This window comes from Paracoccus onchidii, assembly GCF_028294535.1.
Classification (GTDB): Bacteria; Pseudomonadota; Alphaproteobacteria; order Rhodobacterales; family Rhodobacteraceae; genus Paracoccus; species Paracoccus onchidii.
Genome location: NZ_JAQBIE010000015.1, coordinates 59285 through 74773, shown reverse-complemented (window position 1 = coordinate 74773; position 15489 = coordinate 59285). Strand labels below are relative to the sequence as shown.

General features: G+C 59.7%; 14 protein-coding genes. 6 read left to right on the top strand and 8 right to left on the bottom strand.

Annotation, left to right across the window (positions count from 1 at the left end):
• From PAF17_RS12735 to PAF17_RS12700, 8 genes are all read right to left on the bottom strand, one after another.
• The gene (locus tag PAF17_RS12735) at positions 1 to 1248 is read right to left on the bottom strand and encodes a BatD family protein (RefSeq protein ID WP_271889484.1); all 1248 of its coding nucleotides are present in this window, start codon (positions 1246 to 1248) and stop codon (positions 1 to 3) included.
• A complete protein-coding gene (locus PAF17_RS12730; RefSeq protein ID WP_271889483.1) occupies positions 1245 to 2759 on the bottom strand; it encodes a VWA domain-containing protein in 1515 nt (504 codons plus the stop codon). Before PAF17_RS12730 ends, PAF17_RS12735 begins: the two co-directional genes overlap by 4 nt.
• Positions 2756 to 3742, bottom strand: a complete 987-nt coding sequence (locus PAF17_RS12725; protein ID WP_271889482.1) for a vWA domain-containing protein — start codon at positions 3740 to 3742, stop codon at positions 2756 to 2758. The genes PAF17_RS12730 and PAF17_RS12725 overlap by 4 nt, the downstream gene beginning before the upstream one ends.
• Positions 3739 to 4209, bottom strand: a complete 471-nt coding sequence (locus PAF17_RS12720; protein WP_271889481.1) for a DUF4381 domain-containing protein — start codon at positions 4207 to 4209, stop codon at positions 3739 to 3741. The genes PAF17_RS12725 and PAF17_RS12720 overlap by 4 nt, the downstream gene beginning before the upstream one ends.
• Complete coding sequence (locus PAF17_RS12715; protein ID WP_271889480.1) at positions 4209 to 5195, bottom strand: DUF58 domain-containing protein; 987 nt, start codon at positions 5193 to 5195, stop codon at positions 4209 to 4211. The genes PAF17_RS12720 and PAF17_RS12715 overlap by 1 nt, the downstream gene beginning before the upstream one ends.
• Before the next feature lie 6 nt (positions 5196 to 5201).
• A complete protein-coding gene (locus PAF17_RS12710; RefSeq protein ID WP_271889479.1) occupies positions 5202 to 6206 on the bottom strand; it encodes an AAA family ATPase in 1005 nt (334 codons plus the stop codon).
• Between the two features lie 95 nt (positions 6207 to 6301).
• Complete coding sequence (locus PAF17_RS12705) at positions 6302 to 7276, bottom strand: HAD family hydrolase (protein ID WP_271889478.1); 975 nt, start codon at positions 7274 to 7276, stop codon at positions 6302 to 6304.
• A 75-nt stretch (positions 7277 to 7351) separates the two neighbouring features.
• A complete protein-coding gene (locus PAF17_RS12700; RefSeq protein ID WP_271889477.1) occupies positions 7352 to 8944 on the bottom strand; it encodes an arylsulfatase in 1593 nt (530 codons plus the stop codon).
• A 361-nt stretch (positions 8945 to 9305) separates the two neighbouring features.
• On the opposite strand from PAF17_RS12700, the gene PAF17_RS12695 reads away from it, so the two are divergent.
• The 6 genes from PAF17_RS12695 to fba all read left to right on the top strand — a co-directional run bounded on the left by PAF17_RS12695 (position 9306) and on the right by fba (position 15483).
• Complete coding sequence (locus tag PAF17_RS12695; protein WP_271889476.1) at positions 9306 to 11228, top strand: multiheme c-type cytochrome; 1923 nt, start codon at positions 9306 to 9308, stop codon at positions 11226 to 11228.
• Positions 11229 to 11421: 193 nt separating this feature from the next.
• Positions 11422 to 12219: a DeoR/GlpR family DNA-binding transcription regulator gene (locus PAF17_RS12690; RefSeq protein WP_271889475.1), complete on the top strand. Its 798-nt coding sequence runs from the start codon at positions 11422 to 11424 to the stop codon at positions 12217 to 12219.
• Positions 12216 to 12974: a triose-phosphate isomerase gene (locus PAF17_RS12685; RefSeq protein ID WP_271889474.1), complete on the top strand. Its 759-nt coding sequence runs from the start codon at positions 12216 to 12218 to the stop codon at positions 12972 to 12974. Before PAF17_RS12690 ends, PAF17_RS12685 begins: the two co-directional genes overlap by 4 nt.
• 11 nt (positions 12975 to 12985) lie before the next feature.
• Entirely contained in the window at positions 12986 to 13447 is a 462-nt protein-coding gene (gene derI / locus PAF17_RS12680; protein ID WP_271889473.1) for a D-erythrulose-4-phosphate isomerase, read from the top strand.
• 18 nt (positions 13448 to 13465) lie between these two features.
• On the top strand, positions 13466 to 14443 hold the full coding sequence (locus PAF17_RS12675; RefSeq protein ID WP_271889472.1) for a class 1 fructose-bisphosphatase: 978 nt from the start codon (positions 13466 to 13468) through the stop codon (positions 14441 to 14443).
• Positions 14444 to 14448: 5 nt separating this feature from the next.
• Positions 14449 to 15483 (top strand): class II fructose-bisphosphate aldolase, encoded by a 1035-nt coding sequence (gene fba / locus PAF17_RS12670; protein ID WP_271889471.1) that lies wholly within the window; start codon positions 14449 to 14451, stop codon positions 15481 to 15483.
• Positions 15484 to 15489: the final 6 nt, after the last annotated feature.

Genomic DNA, 15489 nt, shown 5'->3' with positions numbered 1-15489 from the left:
TCAGTTGGGGTTCAACTTTGGCAAGCTAGGCTTGTCCCGCGTCTTCATATGTAGACGGGCGGTATCGATCGCCTTTTGCAGTGCTTTCCAGTTCTCGCCCTGCCGGTCTGACGGATGCTGCCCATAGCGCGCCGCCCCAATGGCAGCCATTGCCGCCGACAAATCTTTGGAATCGTCTGACGACAATGGCGCGCAACGGGCAAGCCAGATTGCCAGCCACCGGCGCGTTTCGCGATAGTCATGGCCATGAAGGGCGGCAGACAGGCGGCGAAAGGCGTAACCCGGCCCCGCACGATAGGCATGTTGACGGGCGGCACGGTATCGGCGCAATCGCGGCAAAATCCACCACAGCGCCAGCAATACAGAAACCAATCCGCCCAGAATTACCGCCAGAAGGCGCCAATCCGTGGCCGCGACCTGTCGGGCACGATCAGCCAGATCGCCTTCGACCGTCACTGCCATGGCCGGGATCGTGGCTGTCTGGATTTCCTTGCTGTCCAGATCATACCATTGCAGCGAAATGGCGGGGATTTCGCCCTGTCCGCCGGCAACGGCCATCAGGGTTTCACTTTCCACGCGATGACCGGCCAACAGGCCACGTTCCTGGGTTTCGGCAATCTTCGGACTATCGGGATAGACACGAATACCCGGAATCTCCGCCGATGGGATGAGGGTGGGCAGCACCATGGGCGAGGTGCCGGTAATTTCTGCGGTAATCACGCGCTGGACGCTATTGCCCACCTGAAGGTCAGTGAGATCACCGGACAGTTCCTGCGTCAGCCGCAGATCACTGGCGGCGATAAAGGGATCCAAACCCTCGGCTCCTTCCGGCAGCACCCCTGTCAGGGTCACGGCCTGTGTGGCGACCGTAGCGGCAATTGGCGTGGTTCCATCAGAATCAGCATAGTTGAGCGCGATTTCTTGCGCCGGAATCGCGAAGCGCCCCGGCACCAATGGCATCAACAGGAAACGCCGAGTCACACCCGACCAGGTATCGCCATCTATATTCCTGCTGATCGACGTGCCCGAACGTGGCGGGGTCATGACCCGCAGGTTCGGAGCTTCGAAACTGGGGAATTCGGGGGGGCTCAACATCCAACTGGGCACAAGAACCGTGACCCGCAAGGATGCGGACTGCCCCGGGATCACCTCGGGCTGATCCAGCGCGATCTCCACGATCGGCTCTGCTGTGGCTTGAGCAAGGGCCGGTACCGCCATCAGCACATATAACAGAAACACCCGGATCATTGTCTGGCCGCCTCGATGGCAAATCGCTGTCGCAGAAAATCACCGGTGTCGGTATCAACCGTATTCATCCACTGATCCGCGGTCAAAAGACCGATGGAATCCTCGCGCCCCTGAATTTGCGTATCGGCACCGCGTGCATCTTCGTTATCGAACACGATATCGTCTGCGCCTTCGCCGGTATGTTCGCCGGTATCAGATTGCTCTCGGGTGGATTCCACATATTCCAATATCTTTCTGGCAAGCACCAGATTATGCGCGGCCCCCGGAAAATCCGGGTCCCGGTCCAAGGTCAGCTGAAACGCGTCAATGGCATCGCGATAGCCGCGGTTGCGCAGCGACGCCATGCCCTGAACAAAGGATGCCTCGGGTGTGTCCAATTGCGACAGGGTGGCGATTGCTTCGGGATACTGTCCATCCCTGAACTGGGCATAGCCTTTATGCATGGGATCCAGATACAGCTCTGCCGAGCGGGTGAAATCCTTGCGGTCAAAGGCGATCTGGCCTTGCTGATCCGCCGTTAGAAACCAGTCTGCCACCCCTTCGGCCCGGACACCGCCGGGGATCTGAAGCCCAAAGCACAGCACCACCACCATGCTCCACCGCATGGTCCAACCTCGCCTGAACCATAACAGCACCAATAGTGCGGCCGGCCAGGCAAGGATCCACCCCTTGTCATCCCATGGCTGTTTGCCATCCTCGGCCAAGGCCCGGCGATAGGCCGCATTCAATGCACGTTCCAACTGGGCGATGTCGCCATCGTCAATTGCAACCTGCGCGACCGGCACCGATACCGCATCAAGCCCTGCATCGCCCTTGCCCTGTGGCAGCATCGCCAGAATGGCCACGCTGATCTGTTCCTGACTGCTCAGCCCAGCAACATCCGATGATTGCAATGCATCCGTGACGAACAGAACCCCCCCCGGCGCATCCTCATCCGCAAGAATGTCATTCGCCAGATCAAGCGCCCGCCCGGCATCGTTCCCATCATCCGGCATCACGTCGGGTTGCAAACCCTCCAGATAGGGCTGCAACACATTGGGATCCTCGGTCATGGGCACAACCGAATGCGCCGTCGCGCCATAGGCCACAAGCGCCGAGCGCGCACCCGCCCTGATCGCCAGAAGGTCACGGATCTTCTGTTTGGCCCGGTCCAGACGCGAGGGTTGGACATCCGTTGCCTGCATTGACGGCGAAACATGCAAGGCAATCACCAATGGCGCGGTCTGGGCCACGAAAGGATCAGGCACACGCGACCATGTCGGGCCAGACGCACCCAAGGATGTCAGCACCATCAGGACCGCCACAAGATCAATGGGCATCAAGCGCCCTTTGCGCTGTTGCCCGACCGTCAGCGCCACAAGCAAATGCGGCGCCACCGTATCGGTCGGCAGGTTCTGATGACCCAGCCGATGACGCAAATACCACCACAGCAGGGCCGCCGCCGGGATCAGCAGCAGAAACCAGGGGCGCAGGAAATGAAACATTTCGATGGCGATCAGGATACCGGTCATGTCCTGCGCCCCCGGCGGACCAAACCCCCGGTCAGAAACAAAGTGGTCAGCAAGACCAGCATGCCAGCAAGGATCAAAGGCATCCACGCCAGGGATTGCCGCGGCCGATAGGAAAGCGTTTCGGTTTCCCGCGGCGCAAGCTGATCTATCCGGTCATAAACAGAACGCAACCCATCGCCATCTTCGGCAAAGAAATACTGTCCGCCCGTGCGGGCCGCGATGTCACGCAAGGTCCGAAGATCAACCTTGTCCTCGCCTGTTGCATCTGGATCGCCGACACCGATCGTATAGATCTCGATCCCGCGATCCCGGGCGATCTCGGCTGCGTTCACAGGACTCATCCGGCTGGCCGTGTCGGTGCCGTCAGACAACAGGATCAACAGGCGCTGCTGGATATCGCTGGCGTCAAATGTGCGGATGGCCAGACCGATTGCATCGCCCAAGGCCGTATGCGGTCCCGCCATGCCGACCTCGGTTTGATCCAACAACTCGCGAATGGTTATGAGATCTTCGGTCAGAGGGGCCTGAACGTAAGCCTTGGACCCGAAGACGATCAAGGCCATGCGGTCGCCTTCACGCTCGGCGACAAAGTCGTCGACCACCTGGCGCACCCCCGCAAGACGTTGCAGCCTGACACCATCGGCGGCGTTAAAATCGACCGCATCCATCGACCCGGAAATGTCGATGGCCATCACCACATCCCGCGCAGCTTGCTGTTTCTGAATCGGCGCCCCCACCCGTTCGGGACGCGCCATCGCCAGAATCAGCAGGGTCCAGACCAGAACGGCCACGATCATCTGCAATCCCGATCGGCGCAGAATGATCGATCCTGACCGCGCCTCGCTGCCCGACAGATCGACCACGCGGCGAAAGAACGGGAAGCGCAGCGCCGATACCTGTTCGCGACGCGGTGGAAACAACCACCAGACCAGCACCGGAAATGGCAATGCAATCAGCGCATATGGAAACCCCAAGGAGATCATTCGCGCAGTCCCCGCGAATGATGTCGGATCCAGTTCGCCGCCAAAACCGTCAGGGCCGCGTCCGGCGCCTGATCGCGATAGGGCGCGGTCGCGATGGCACGCCCCGGTCCCTGCGCGAAGACCGGCTTGTCGATCTGATGGTCGAGAAAATGCAGCCAATCCTCGCCGGTCAGCCAGGCCACCTTGTCGCGAGGATAAGCAACGAGGGCTGTCCGGCGCAGAATTTCGGCGATCCGCGCGGGATCATCCCGCGCTGCATCAAGCAGATCCAGCGCCTCGCGACGATATGCATTTGCGCGGCGGTGCTTGATCAGCTTATGCGCAAGATAGCCAAGCAATGCCAAAACCAACAGGCCCACAACAACCCACCCCCAGGTCTGGGGAAGCATCGACACCGGAGCCGGAGGATCGGGCTGAACAAGCTGATCCAGCAGTCCGACAAGGCTGTCATTGTCCACCTGCTCCATCAGCGTCTTCCTCCCGCCAGCCCCATGAGGCGGCGCATCTGGTCCACGCTGTCTTCGGCACTGCTCAGCGGCATCACCGGAAAGCCGAATCGCCGCTGCCAATCCATGATTGCCGCCAGCCGTCCTTGTGCCATGTTTTGCAAGGCGAGATGGGTTTTCTTGTCGGCGGTATCGATCTCGACCTGTAACTGGCCATCCGACACGACAATCCGGCGATCGGCGGGAAAGGCATCGGCAAACGGGTCAGAGACAAGGCCCAGCACCAGATCGTTGCGGCGCGCCAGACCGGCGATCAGGCGCTCTGTGGTTTCATCGACGATATCAAAGTCGCTGAAAACCAGGACAAGATGATTCCGCGGAGCAAGGCGCGCGACCGACTGCAACACCCGGTTCATGGAAATCGGCTCGACGGCGGGGGCATCTGCACTCAGCAAGGCATTGGCCCGTGCAAGCGCGTCAATGAACCCGGTCAATGCCTGACGGCCGCGTGTTGGCCTGATTTCGGCGATCACCTCGTCACCGAAAACGATGCCGCCGACGCGATCACCCTGATCGAAGATTCGATAGGCGGCCAGGGCTGCGCATTCTGCGGCCGTGACCGATTTCATGTTCAGCACCGAACCAAAGAACATCGACATGCGCTGATCGACCACGATCAAGGTCGGCCTGTCCCTTTCCTCGGTATAAACCCTGATATGGGGCACACCGGTTCTGGCGGTCACTTTCCAGTCGATATTGCGCGTGTCATCCGACGGCAGATAATCGCGCAGCTCTTCGAAATTCAGGCCACGCCCCCGCAAACGCGACGCATGCCGGCCGTTCAGGACACTGCTCGAAGGCTGCCGGGGCAAAAAGCTGATGCGCCGGGCCTGGGATTCCAGCTGACGCAGATGGGCCATGTCGGTGCGTATGCGCGGATCATCGCTTGCCTCCGCGGAAACCTTGCGGGTGATGCCGGTGCGTATGCGGGCCGCGCGATCCTTCATGGCTGATCAGGTCAATGCGACCTGTTTGACGATCTCGGCAGTGACATGATCCGGTGTCACCCCTTCCCCTTGTGCCTCGAAGGTCAGCCCCAGACGATGACGCAGCACATCCGGCAGGATCGCCTGCACATCCTCGGGGTCAACATAGTCGCGACCGCTCAGCCAGGCATGGGTGCGTGAACAGCGATCCAGCGCCAGCGACGCACGCGGTGATGCGCCCACTTCGATCCACCGGTGCAAATCCTCGCCGTATTGTTCGGGGATACGGGTCGCGTTCACCAAATCGGCCATGTAACGCTCGATTGCTGCGCTGACATGAATGCCGCCGATCTGCCTGCGCGCCGCGAAAACCGCAGATTGCGGGATATTCGCGGATTGTGCGGCCTGCGGCCCGTCGGTTTCAGGTTGCATCGCCGCGATCTCTTCGCCGCGCACCAGCCGGATCACCTCGACCTCGTCCTCGACCGGCGGATAGGTGATGTTTACATGCATCAGGAAGCGATCCATCTGCGCCTCGGGCAATGGATATGTTCCCTCTTGTTCAATCGGGTTCTGGGTCGCCATCACCATGAACAGAGGTTCCATTTCGTGGGTCTTGCCGGCGACGGTGACCTGCCGTTCCTCCATCGCCTCAAGCAGGGCGGCCTGCACCTTGGCGGGCGCACGATTGATCTCGTCGGCCAAAACGATATTGGCAAAGATCGGGCCGGGCGCGAAACGAAATTCCGATGATCCGGCGCTTTGATACAGAACCTCGGTTCCTGTCACATCCGATGGCAACAGGTCGGGTGTGAACTGGATACGGCTGAAATCCACCTCAAGATTCTTGGCCAGTGCCTTGATCGCGCGTGTTTTTGCAAGACCCGGAAGACCCTCGACCAACAGGTTGCCATTCGCCAGAAGACCAATCAGAAGCCGATCTATGACATCGCGCTGGCCAATGATCGCCTGCCCCATCCGGGCGCGCAATTCTTCGATCTGGTCCTTGGGATCGATGTCGCAAATATCCATGATCTCTCTATCCGGCAATTGGGGGTTTCAACCCTGTCTCGGGGGCGAACACGTGTCGGGCGGATGCCAGGCACCCGCCCGACACGGCGGCGCTATTATTGCTGTCCGGTCCAGACACGGGACCAATCCTTGGCCATGTCCACAACCAGCCAGCCGCGATCAACGGCCTCGTCCAGGCCCTGATCAAGCACGCCGATATGACCCTCACGGTCATACGCAAATTCACGTTCAGCATCGGTATGATGGATCAAGACCCCCATCCGCAGCCCGTCGCCTTGTGTCGCATATTCCAGCATTGCGAAATCACCATCGGAATTTCCCACGGCAAGAACGGGCCGTTTGCCGATATAGCGGTCAATTCCAACAGGCTTTCCGGCCTTGTCATCAATGAAAAAGACGCCGCCCTGCTTCATCAGGGTGCCTTTGCCTTCCACCACGTCATAAACGGTCGTGCCTTCGCTGCCGACGACATTCTGACTGGGAATTCCATAGGCATCATCTGAAACGGCACGAATGAAATGCACCCCGCCACCAGAGACGATATAGGTTTCAAAGCCCTCGTCACGCAAATACCGCAGTAATTCAACCATCGGCTGATAGGTCATCTGGGCGAAGGGGATACCGGTCTGCGGATGGTTGGTCGACAAAAGCCAGTCGCGCGAATCCGCCATGAAATCATCGACGGATAATCCCGAATGGGAAACGTTCAACAGCTCGATCAACCCATCCTTGCCACTGGCCATCAACCCGGCCATGTCGCCATCATTCGCGGCCTTCAACGCGTCCGACGACAGAATATCCGGGTCTGCCTCGGCCTTGTCCTTCAACACATCCAGCGCATAGAGCAGCTGAAAATAAGCAGGCTGTTCGCTCCATAGCGTGCCGTCATTATCGAAGGCCGCTATCCGATCCGCACGCGGCACGAAGTCCTGTGAATCCGGGTCGGTGACGGCCTCGACAAAATCGATGATCGCGGTTTTCGTGTCCGTTTCCTGCCAAGATGGCAGCGGGTCCGCAGAAACCGCAGATACCCCGACAAGAAGGGCCGCGACAGGTGGCAGTATGCGCATCGGTTGCTCCGGTTATTCTTTGGGAAACTCGCCCCGACAGATGCCGGGGCGAACAAGATCACGTTGCGCGATGATTTAGTGCGGCGCAGCGTTTTGCAATTGCTCGGCAACTGCGCCCAGGTTGAACGAACCCGGCTTCTGGCTGGGCGGGTAATCTTCCATGGTTTTCAGGAAGTTCATCGCCAAAGCCTGCATCGGAACCAGTACGAAGGCGCGATCAAGCAACCAGTCGTAATAGACATTCGCGTTGTGCTGGGCTTTTTCGAACGGGTCGCGGCGAAGGTTGAAGATGGCCGGGACGCGCAGTTCGGTAAAGGGTTCCATCCAGACGCCGAATGCCTGACCGCGGTTTTCAAGGAAGACCGCTTTCCACGCGTCGTAACGCGCCGCGACGATCTGGCCGTCATCATTGACATACCAGAATTCCTTGCGCGGCGATTCCTCGGCATCGCCCGAGAAATAGTCGGTCATATCGTAACCGTCGATATAGTTGCGATAGGAACGACCGTTCAGCTCGACACCGTCCAGAAGCTGTTGCTTGATGTCCGAATTGCCGGCGATATTGGCCAAGGTCGGCAGCCAGTCCTCATGCGCGACAATGCCGTTCAGCGTCACGCCCTCGGGGAAATGGCCCGGCCAACGCACGAATGCCGGCACGCGATAGGCACCTTCCCAGTTCGAGTTCTTTTCGCTGCGGAACGGCGTGGTCGCGGCATCCGGCCAGGTGTTGAAGTGGGGGCCGTTGTCGGTCGAGTAGAAGACAATGGTATTGTCGGCAATGCCCATATCGTCCAGCTTGTCCAGCAGCTGTCCGACCATGCGGTCATGTTCGACCATGCCGTCATGATAGTTGTCACCATCGGGACCCGAGATGCCGACATTCTCTTCCTTGACATGGGTGCGGAAGTGCATGCGGGTGGCGTTCCACCACACGAACCACGGCTTGCCCTCATCGGTCTTGCGATCGATGAAGTCCATCGCGGCGGCCAGGGTTTCCTCGTCCACCGTTTCCATGCGCTTCTTGGTCAGCGGGCCGGTATCTTCGATTTCACCGTCAGCCGACGCCTTGATGACGCCGCGGGGACCGAATTTTTCAAGGAAGGTCTGACCGTCGGCCAGCACCATGTCACCCGGATAGTCGCGGTTCTCGGGCTCTTCTTCGGCATTCAGGTGGTACAGGTTACCAAAGAATTCGTCGAAGCCGTGATTGGTGGGCAGATGCTCGTCACGGTCGCCGAAGTGGTTCTTGCCGAACTGGCCGGTATCATAGCCTTGCGACTTCATGACCGTAGCGATGGTGACATCGGTTTCCTGCCAGCCTTGGGGGGCGCCGGGCAGGCCAACCTTGGTCATGCCGGTGCGCACGGGGACGTTTCCGCCCACGAAAGCAGCGCGGCCGGCTGTACAGCTTTGCTGACCATAGTAATCGGTGAAGGACAGGCCCTCATCCGCGATGCGGTCGATATTCGGGGTCGTGTAGCCCATCATGCCGCGATTGTTGTGGCTGATGTTCCAGGTGCCGATATCATCGCCCCAGATCACCAGAATATTCGGCTTGGCGTCATCACCGCCCGCATTTGCCGTATCCTGAGCGAAAGCGGGCGCACTTGCCAAGGTCGCGGCCAGTACGGCAGCCCCCAGCGGTCCAAGCGCCATCGAAGGTCGCATCATAGACTCCTCTATTTCAGATACGGTCATGTTACCGGTTTTCACCAGCATGTGAAGATAAATGTCTGCTCAAACACCAAACGTTATGAAGGCGTTACGTTTCATGTCGATGACAAAGGAAGTCGCGCAAAATCATATCAATTCAATGTCTTAGACATTACAATTGAGATTGCTTCAAAGATTTACGCGACAGGGAGCCAGTCCCGGGATCAAAAAGACACCCTAAAACAGTCGGAATCTGGCGCCCCGAGAACCGCCCGGCAAAAACCGATTCTCGGATGAAGCACTCTGGCAATCCGGCCCCAAACCTGCGCAGCATATCGTGCAGACCATTTCCGCGATCAACGACCGAGCCAGCAACGTGTATAGATCCCTCACCGCAACTTTCCTCGCGCTTGGCGCGTCATCGGCCTCTGCGCAGGAAATTCCCGACTATGTGGGCTCTCAAAGCTGCGCATCATGCCACCAGTCCGAAACCGAGGCATGGGCCGATTCGCACCATGCGCTTGCCTGGACCGAACCAACGGCCAATAACGTTGTCGCGGATTTCGACGGCACGCATTTTTCAGGCGCGGGCACCGCAGTGGCATTTTCCCAGAATAATTCTGGGTTTTACGCAGATGTCACTGAAAAAACAGGAGAAACGAGTAGATACCAAGTTCATTCGGTTGTCGGAATCGAACCTTTGCAACAATATCTGTTCGAAACTGAACCGGGTCGGCTGCAAAGCTTTGACGTGGTCTGGGACGATCGCCGCAAGGAATGGTTTCACCTTTACCCCGATCAATCGCTGCCCCCGTCGGACGGGTTGCACTGGACCGGCCCCTACAAGAACTGGAATGCGCGCTGTGCGGAATGTCACGCCACGGATTTTGAAAAGAACTATCGTTCGGACACGCGCAGCTATCACTCGACGCAGGCGGAAATCGGCGTCGGATGCGAGGCTTGCCACGGCCCCGGTTCCGCGCATGTCGACTGGGCCGAACGCGGCAAGCCGATCGAGATCCCGAAGCTGGACCCATATGGCTTCACGATGGCAGGCGATGCCGGAAACGAGGCCTGGATCCAGCAATGCGCCAGCTGTCATTCCCGCCGAGAGGCATTTGAAGACGGCAACCCCCTGCCCGGCACCCCCTATCACGACGCCTATCGCCTGTCCCTGCTGACGCCGGGCCTTTACTTTCCCGATGGCCAGATCCGCGAAGAGGTCTATGTCTACGGGTCATTCCTGCAATCGAAGATGTATGCCGAAGGTGTCAGCTGCACGAATTGTCATGACCCCCATGCCGCGCGCCTGATCGCCGAAGGGAACGCGGTTTGCACGCAATGCCATTCCCCGGCGGGAAATCCGGAATTTGCAAGCCTGCCCCTGAAGGAATTCGACAGCCCCGACCATCATTTCCATCCGCAGGACTCAGAAGGCGCTCAGTGCAAAAACTGCCACATGATGGAACAGACCTATATGGGCATTGATGATCGCGCCGATCACAGCTTTCGCATTCCGCGCCCCGACCTGGCGGACGAAACCGGGGCACCGAATGCCTGCACCGCTTGCCACAGCGATCAAACTGCCCAGTGGGCCGCAGCAAGGATCGAGGAATGGTATCCCGACTCGGACAAACGCGGGCCGCATTTCGGCACCAGTTTCGCGCATGCAATTGCCGATCCGCTTGCCGCGCGCGCATCACTCCTTGAAATTGCAACGGATCAAGAGCAGGCGGATATCGTTCGTGCAACTGCCTTGTATCTGATGCAAAACGGCGCAGATGCCGCGACGGCTGCCTCGGCGCAGCCGCTGCTGGAGGATGAAAGCCCGCTGGTTCGCGCATCGGCTGTCAGGTTGCAGCGCAGCTCGTCCGCGATGGATCGCGTCCAGAACCTGATCGGCATGCTGGCGGACCCAGTGCGCCTGGTGCGTATCAATGTTGCCCCGGAATTGCTGAACGCCCCCATCGCCCGCCTGCCCGATCAAATGGCCGAGAACATGCAATCCGTCATGCAGGATTGGCAGCAGCAGCTTGCCAATCGCGCGGATTTTCCGGAAACGCATCTGGTGCTTGGGGGCACCGCCCTGACGATGCGCAATTTCGATCTGGCCAAAGGCGCGTTTCAGGAAGCCGTGCGGCTGGACCCTCAGCGGGTCGACGCATGGATGATGATCGCCCGCATCCAGGCGGCAACCGACGATCTGCCGGGCGCGCGCGAAACATTGGCAGAGGCTTTGCGCTTCAACCCCGATGAGGCTGGACTGACCGACCTTCAGCAGCAATTGCCACCTCAGTAAACCACCCGTGCGCTCTGACCACGAAGCGCGTCAGTCTGACATCTGCCGAAGCGGCGCACCTTGATACAGGTGTGCCGTTTTCACATCGGAATGTCACATTCACTGTATTAAAATAACATTATATATGTTGTTTTGTTGGCATTCTGTGTTATTCACCCACTGAACCATTCAGACCGATCCTGGGGAAATCGACGTGAAACGAGACGAGCGCCGGCAGGCGATCATGGATATTCTGATCGCGGATCGTGCCGTGGATCTGGACGATCTTGCCGACCGTTTCGCGGTATCGAAAATGACCATCCACCGCGACCTGGATGATCTTGAACAGGCCGGCCTGTTGCGCAAGATGCGCGGCGGGGCCACCATCGAAACCGGCACGCAATTCGAAAGCGATTTCCGCATCCGGGAACTGCAGGATGGCGAGGCCAAGGCTCGCATGGCGGCGGCCGCGCTGGACCTGATCGAACCGGGCATGACGGTCATGATCAATGACGGTTCCATGGCGGCCCTGCTGGGCGCGCAGCTGACACAGAAAGTTCCGCTGACGGTCATCACCAACAACGCGGCAATCATCGAAAGGCTGAAGGATGCATCACGTATCCGGCTGATCGCCCTGGGTGGTTTGTTCAACGCCAAGTTCAATGCGTTTTTCGGCGTGCTCACCGAAACCGTCTTGTCGGAACTGCGCGCAGATATCGCGTTCCTTTCTTCGCCCGCCATTTCCGGCCTCGGCTCTTTTCATATGGATGAATCGGTTGTGCGTGTAAAACGCGCAATGATCGCCGCCGCAGATCGCCGGATACTGCTGGTGAATCATCGCCGCTTTGGGCACTCGGCGTTGCATCGGATGGCCGATCTGTCGGACTTCGAGGCAATCATCACCGACGCCCCCCCGGAAAGCCGCACCGCGATCGACCGGGCGGGGATTGCGTTGACCATCGCGCCGCCCGTCAGGCAGCAAAACCCGGACATAAAGGAAACAACCCCATGACCTTCTGGATCGGCACCAGCTGGAAGATGAACAAGACCCTGGCCGAGGCCCGCATGTTTGCCCAAGGCCTGGCCGCCGCCGATGCCGGCCGCGACCCACGCATCCAACGCTTCGTCATCCCGCCTTTCACGGCCGTGCGCGAGGTCAAGGCCATGCTTGCCGACAGTTCGGTCAAGGTGGGCGCGCAGAACATGCATTGGGACGATCAAGGTGCCTGGACAGGGGAAGTGTCTCCGGTGATGCTGACCGATTGCAATCTGGACCTCGTGGAGCTGGGCCATAGCGAACGGCGCGAGCATTTCGGCGAGACCGATGAAACCGTCGGATTGAAGACCGAAGCCGCCGTGCGCCACGGCTTGGTTCCCCTGATCTGCATCGGCGAGACATTGGCCGAACGCGAGGCCGGACGTGCCCGGCAGGTGCTGGAAACCCAGGTCCGCGGGGCTTTGGGCAAGCTGGGCAAGGACCAGCATGGTGCAGAAATCCTGCTGGCATATGAACCGGTCTGGGCAATCGGCGTGAACGGCATCCCCGCCTCTTCGGATTATGCCGACGCCCGACAAGCCGAAATCATTGCGGTGGCGGAACAGATGCTGGGGCGCAAGGTGCCATGCCTTTATGGCGGCTCGGTCAACCCCGGAAATTGCGAAGAGCTGATTGAATGCCCGCATATTGACGGGCTGTTCATCGGACGCTCGGCCTGGCAGGTCGAGGGTTATCTTGACATTCTGGCGCGCTGCGCCGCGAAACTATGAAGGAGACAGGAATGAAATTGGCAATTGCAGGTGACAGCGCCGGCGAAGGTCTGGCCAAGGTTCTGGCCGACCACCTGAAGGACAAGCACGAGGTGTCGGAAATCAGCCGCACCGATGCCGGGCCCGATGCCTTTTATGCCAATCTGTCTGACCGCGTGGCCGGGCAGGTTCTGGATGGCACATATGACCGCGCCATTCTGGTCTGCGGAACCGGCATTGGCGTGTGCATTGCCGCAAACAAGGTGCCGGGCATTCGTGCCGCCCTGACCCATGACACTTATTCGGCTGAACGCGCGGCCCTGTCCAACAACGCCCAGATCATCACCATGGGCGCCCGCGTTATCGGGGCCGAGGTCGCCAAGACCATCGCCGATGCGTGGCTGGCCGAGACGATGAATTTTGACGCCGCAGGCCGTTCGGCCGGCAATGTCAATGCCATCGACGACGTTGACGCCAAGTACAACAAGGCCTGAGGTCGGGAACCATCTGCCATGCTGACCCTGCCAAATGACGGCCCCGCGACGGGCCGCCCGTTAGCCGATGCCCTGACGCAACCGGGGCGTGAAAGCGTTGTTCTGGCCATTGCCAACGCGCTGCCTCCGCTGGCCGCGCGGCTGGCGGCGGGCAGGCTGCATGGCGACCCTGCTTCGATTGTCGGCGTGAATGACAGCGGCGACAAGCAAAAGGCGCTGGATCTTGCGGCGCATCACCACATGCTTGCCGCATTGCGTGACACGGGTGTGCGCCAAGTGTTGTCCGAAGAAGCGGAAGACATCGCGATCCTCGCCCCCGACGGCGCATATGATGTGGCCATTGATCCGATCGACGGTTCCGGAAGCATTGGAATCGGCGCGCCATTGGGAATGTTGTTCTCGGTCCTTCCGGCCGCGGAAGACGGCTTCCAACGCCCCGGTCGCGAGATCATCGCCGCGGGATACGCTTCATTCGGCCATTCGCTGGATTTTGGCTGGTCTACGGGAAACGGTGTTCAGATCGCGACCTATGACGGTGAAGCGGGTCAATTCCGCCTGACGCATCAGAACGTCACGCTGAAACCACAAGCTACGACCATCGCCTACAATGCCTCGAATGAACGGCACTGGTCCGCCGGGCTGCAGGCCTGGCTGCGCGATCTGCGGGCCGGTGCCGACGGTCCGCGCCAACGCAATTTCAACATGCGCTGGTTGGCGGCAGCAGTCGGAGAATTGCATCGCATCCTGCTGCAAGGGGGGGCGTTTCTCTATCCTGCCGATCATCGGCCCGGCTATCAGGACGGCCGCTTGCGGCTTGTCTATGAATGCGCACCCATCGCGTTTCTGATCGAGCAGGCAGGCGGCGCGGCAAGCGACGGCCAAGTGCCGATACTTGATCGGCAACCGCAGGGCTTGCACGAATTTTCTCCCCTCATCTTTGGCGCAAAGGACGAGGTTGAAACGATCCTCGCCTATCTCGCCGGCCACAAAGGATAACAGCCATGGCAATGATCACGCTTCGCCAACTTTTGGATCACGCGGCCGAACACGGCTATGCCGTGCCTGCGTTCAATATCAACAACATGGAACAAGGGCTTGCAGTGATGCAGGCCGCCCAGGCCACCGACAGCCCGGTTATCCTTCAGGCCAGCCGCGGCGCGCGGTCCTATGCCAATGATCTTGTCCTGGCGGGGTTGATCGCGGGGTTTGCGCGCGCCTTTCCCGAAATCCCTGTTTGCATGCATCTGGATCACGGCAACGGCCTGTCGACCTGCGCGACCGCAATCCAGAACGGCTTCACCAGCGTCATGATGGATGGCAGCCTGAAATCCGATGGGAAAACGCCTGCCGACTACGATTACAACCGCGACATCACCGCCCGCGTGGTGGAAATGGCCCATGCCTGCGGCGTTTCGGTGGAAGGTGAACTGGGCGTTCTGGGCAGCCTGGAAACCGGTATGGGCGATCAGGAAGATGGCCACGGCGCGACCGAAAAACTGTCCGAAGACCAGTTGCTGACCGACCCCGACGAAGCGGCGCGTTTTGTGGCCGATACCGGCGTAGACGCGTTGGCCGTTGCTATGGGCACCAGCCACGGGGCCTACAAGTTCACCCGCAAGCCCGACGGTCAGATTCTGGCCATGCATGTGATCGAGGCAATCCATGCGCGCATCCCCAACACCCACCTGGTGATGCATGGTTCCAGCTCGGTTCCCGAAGATCTGCAAGCAATCATCAACAGCTATGGCGGGGACATTCGCCCGACATGGGGTGTCCCGGTCGAGGAAATCCAGCGCGGCATCAGATCCGGTGTGCGCAAGGTGAACATCGACACCGATAACAGGCTGGCAATGACTGCGGCGATCCGGCGGACATTGGCCCGCGATCCGGCCGAGTTCGATCCGCGCAAATATCTGAAACCCGCGATGGAGATGATGGCGGATATCTGTCGCAACCGTTTCGAGGCGTTCGGCACGGCAGGACATGCATCCCGCATTCGGCCCCTGACACTGGTCGAGATGGCGGGCCGTTACTGACGCGTC

What these genes read in the sequence shown, in the direction of transcription:
- PAF17_RS12725 (WP_271889482.1), bottom strand. Translation starts at nt 3,742, where the DNA reads ATGATCTCCTTGGGGTTTCCATATGCGCTGATTGCATTGCCATTTCCG.
- derI (WP_271889473.1), top strand. Translation starts at nt 12,986, where the DNA reads ATGAAATTGGCAATTGCAGGTGACAGCGCCGGCGAAGGTCTGGCCAAG.
- PAF17_RS12720 (WP_271889481.1), bottom strand. Translation starts at nt 4,209, where the DNA reads ATGGAGCAGGTGGACAATGACAGCCTTGTCGGACTGCTGGATCAGCTT.
- PAF17_RS12675 (WP_271889472.1), top strand. Translation starts at nt 13,466, where the DNA reads ATGCTGACCCTGCCAAATGACGGCCCCGCGACGGGCCGCCCGTTAGCC.
- PAF17_RS12700 (WP_271889477.1), bottom strand. Translation starts at nt 8,944, where the DNA reads ATGCGACCTTCGATGGCGCTTGGACCGCTGGGGGCTGCCGTACTGGCC.
- PAF17_RS12685 (WP_271889474.1), top strand. Translation starts at nt 12,216, where the DNA reads ATGACCTTCTGGATCGGCACCAGCTGGAAGATGAACAAGACCCTGGCC.
- PAF17_RS12705 (WP_271889478.1), bottom strand. Translation starts at nt 7,276, where the DNA reads ATGCGCATACTGCCACCTGTCGCGGCCCTTCTTGTCGGGGTATCTGCG.
- PAF17_RS12715 (WP_271889480.1), bottom strand. Translation starts at nt 5,195, where the DNA reads ATGAAGGATCGCGCGGCCCGCATACGCACCGGCATCACCCGCAAGGTT.
- PAF17_RS12730 (WP_271889483.1), bottom strand. Translation starts at nt 2,759, where the DNA reads ATGACCGGTATCCTGATCGCCATCGAAATGTTTCATTTCCTGCGCCCC.
- PAF17_RS12735 (WP_271889484.1), bottom strand. Translation starts at nt 1,248, where the DNA reads ATGATCCGGGTGTTTCTGTTATATGTGCTGATGGCGGTACCGGCCCTT.
- fba (WP_271889471.1), top strand. Translation starts at nt 14,449, where the DNA reads ATGGCAATGATCACGCTTCGCCAACTTTTGGATCACGCGGCCGAACAC.
- PAF17_RS12710 (WP_271889479.1), bottom strand. Translation starts at nt 6,206, where the DNA reads ATGGATATTTGCGACATCGATCCCAAGGACCAGATCGAAGAATTGCGC.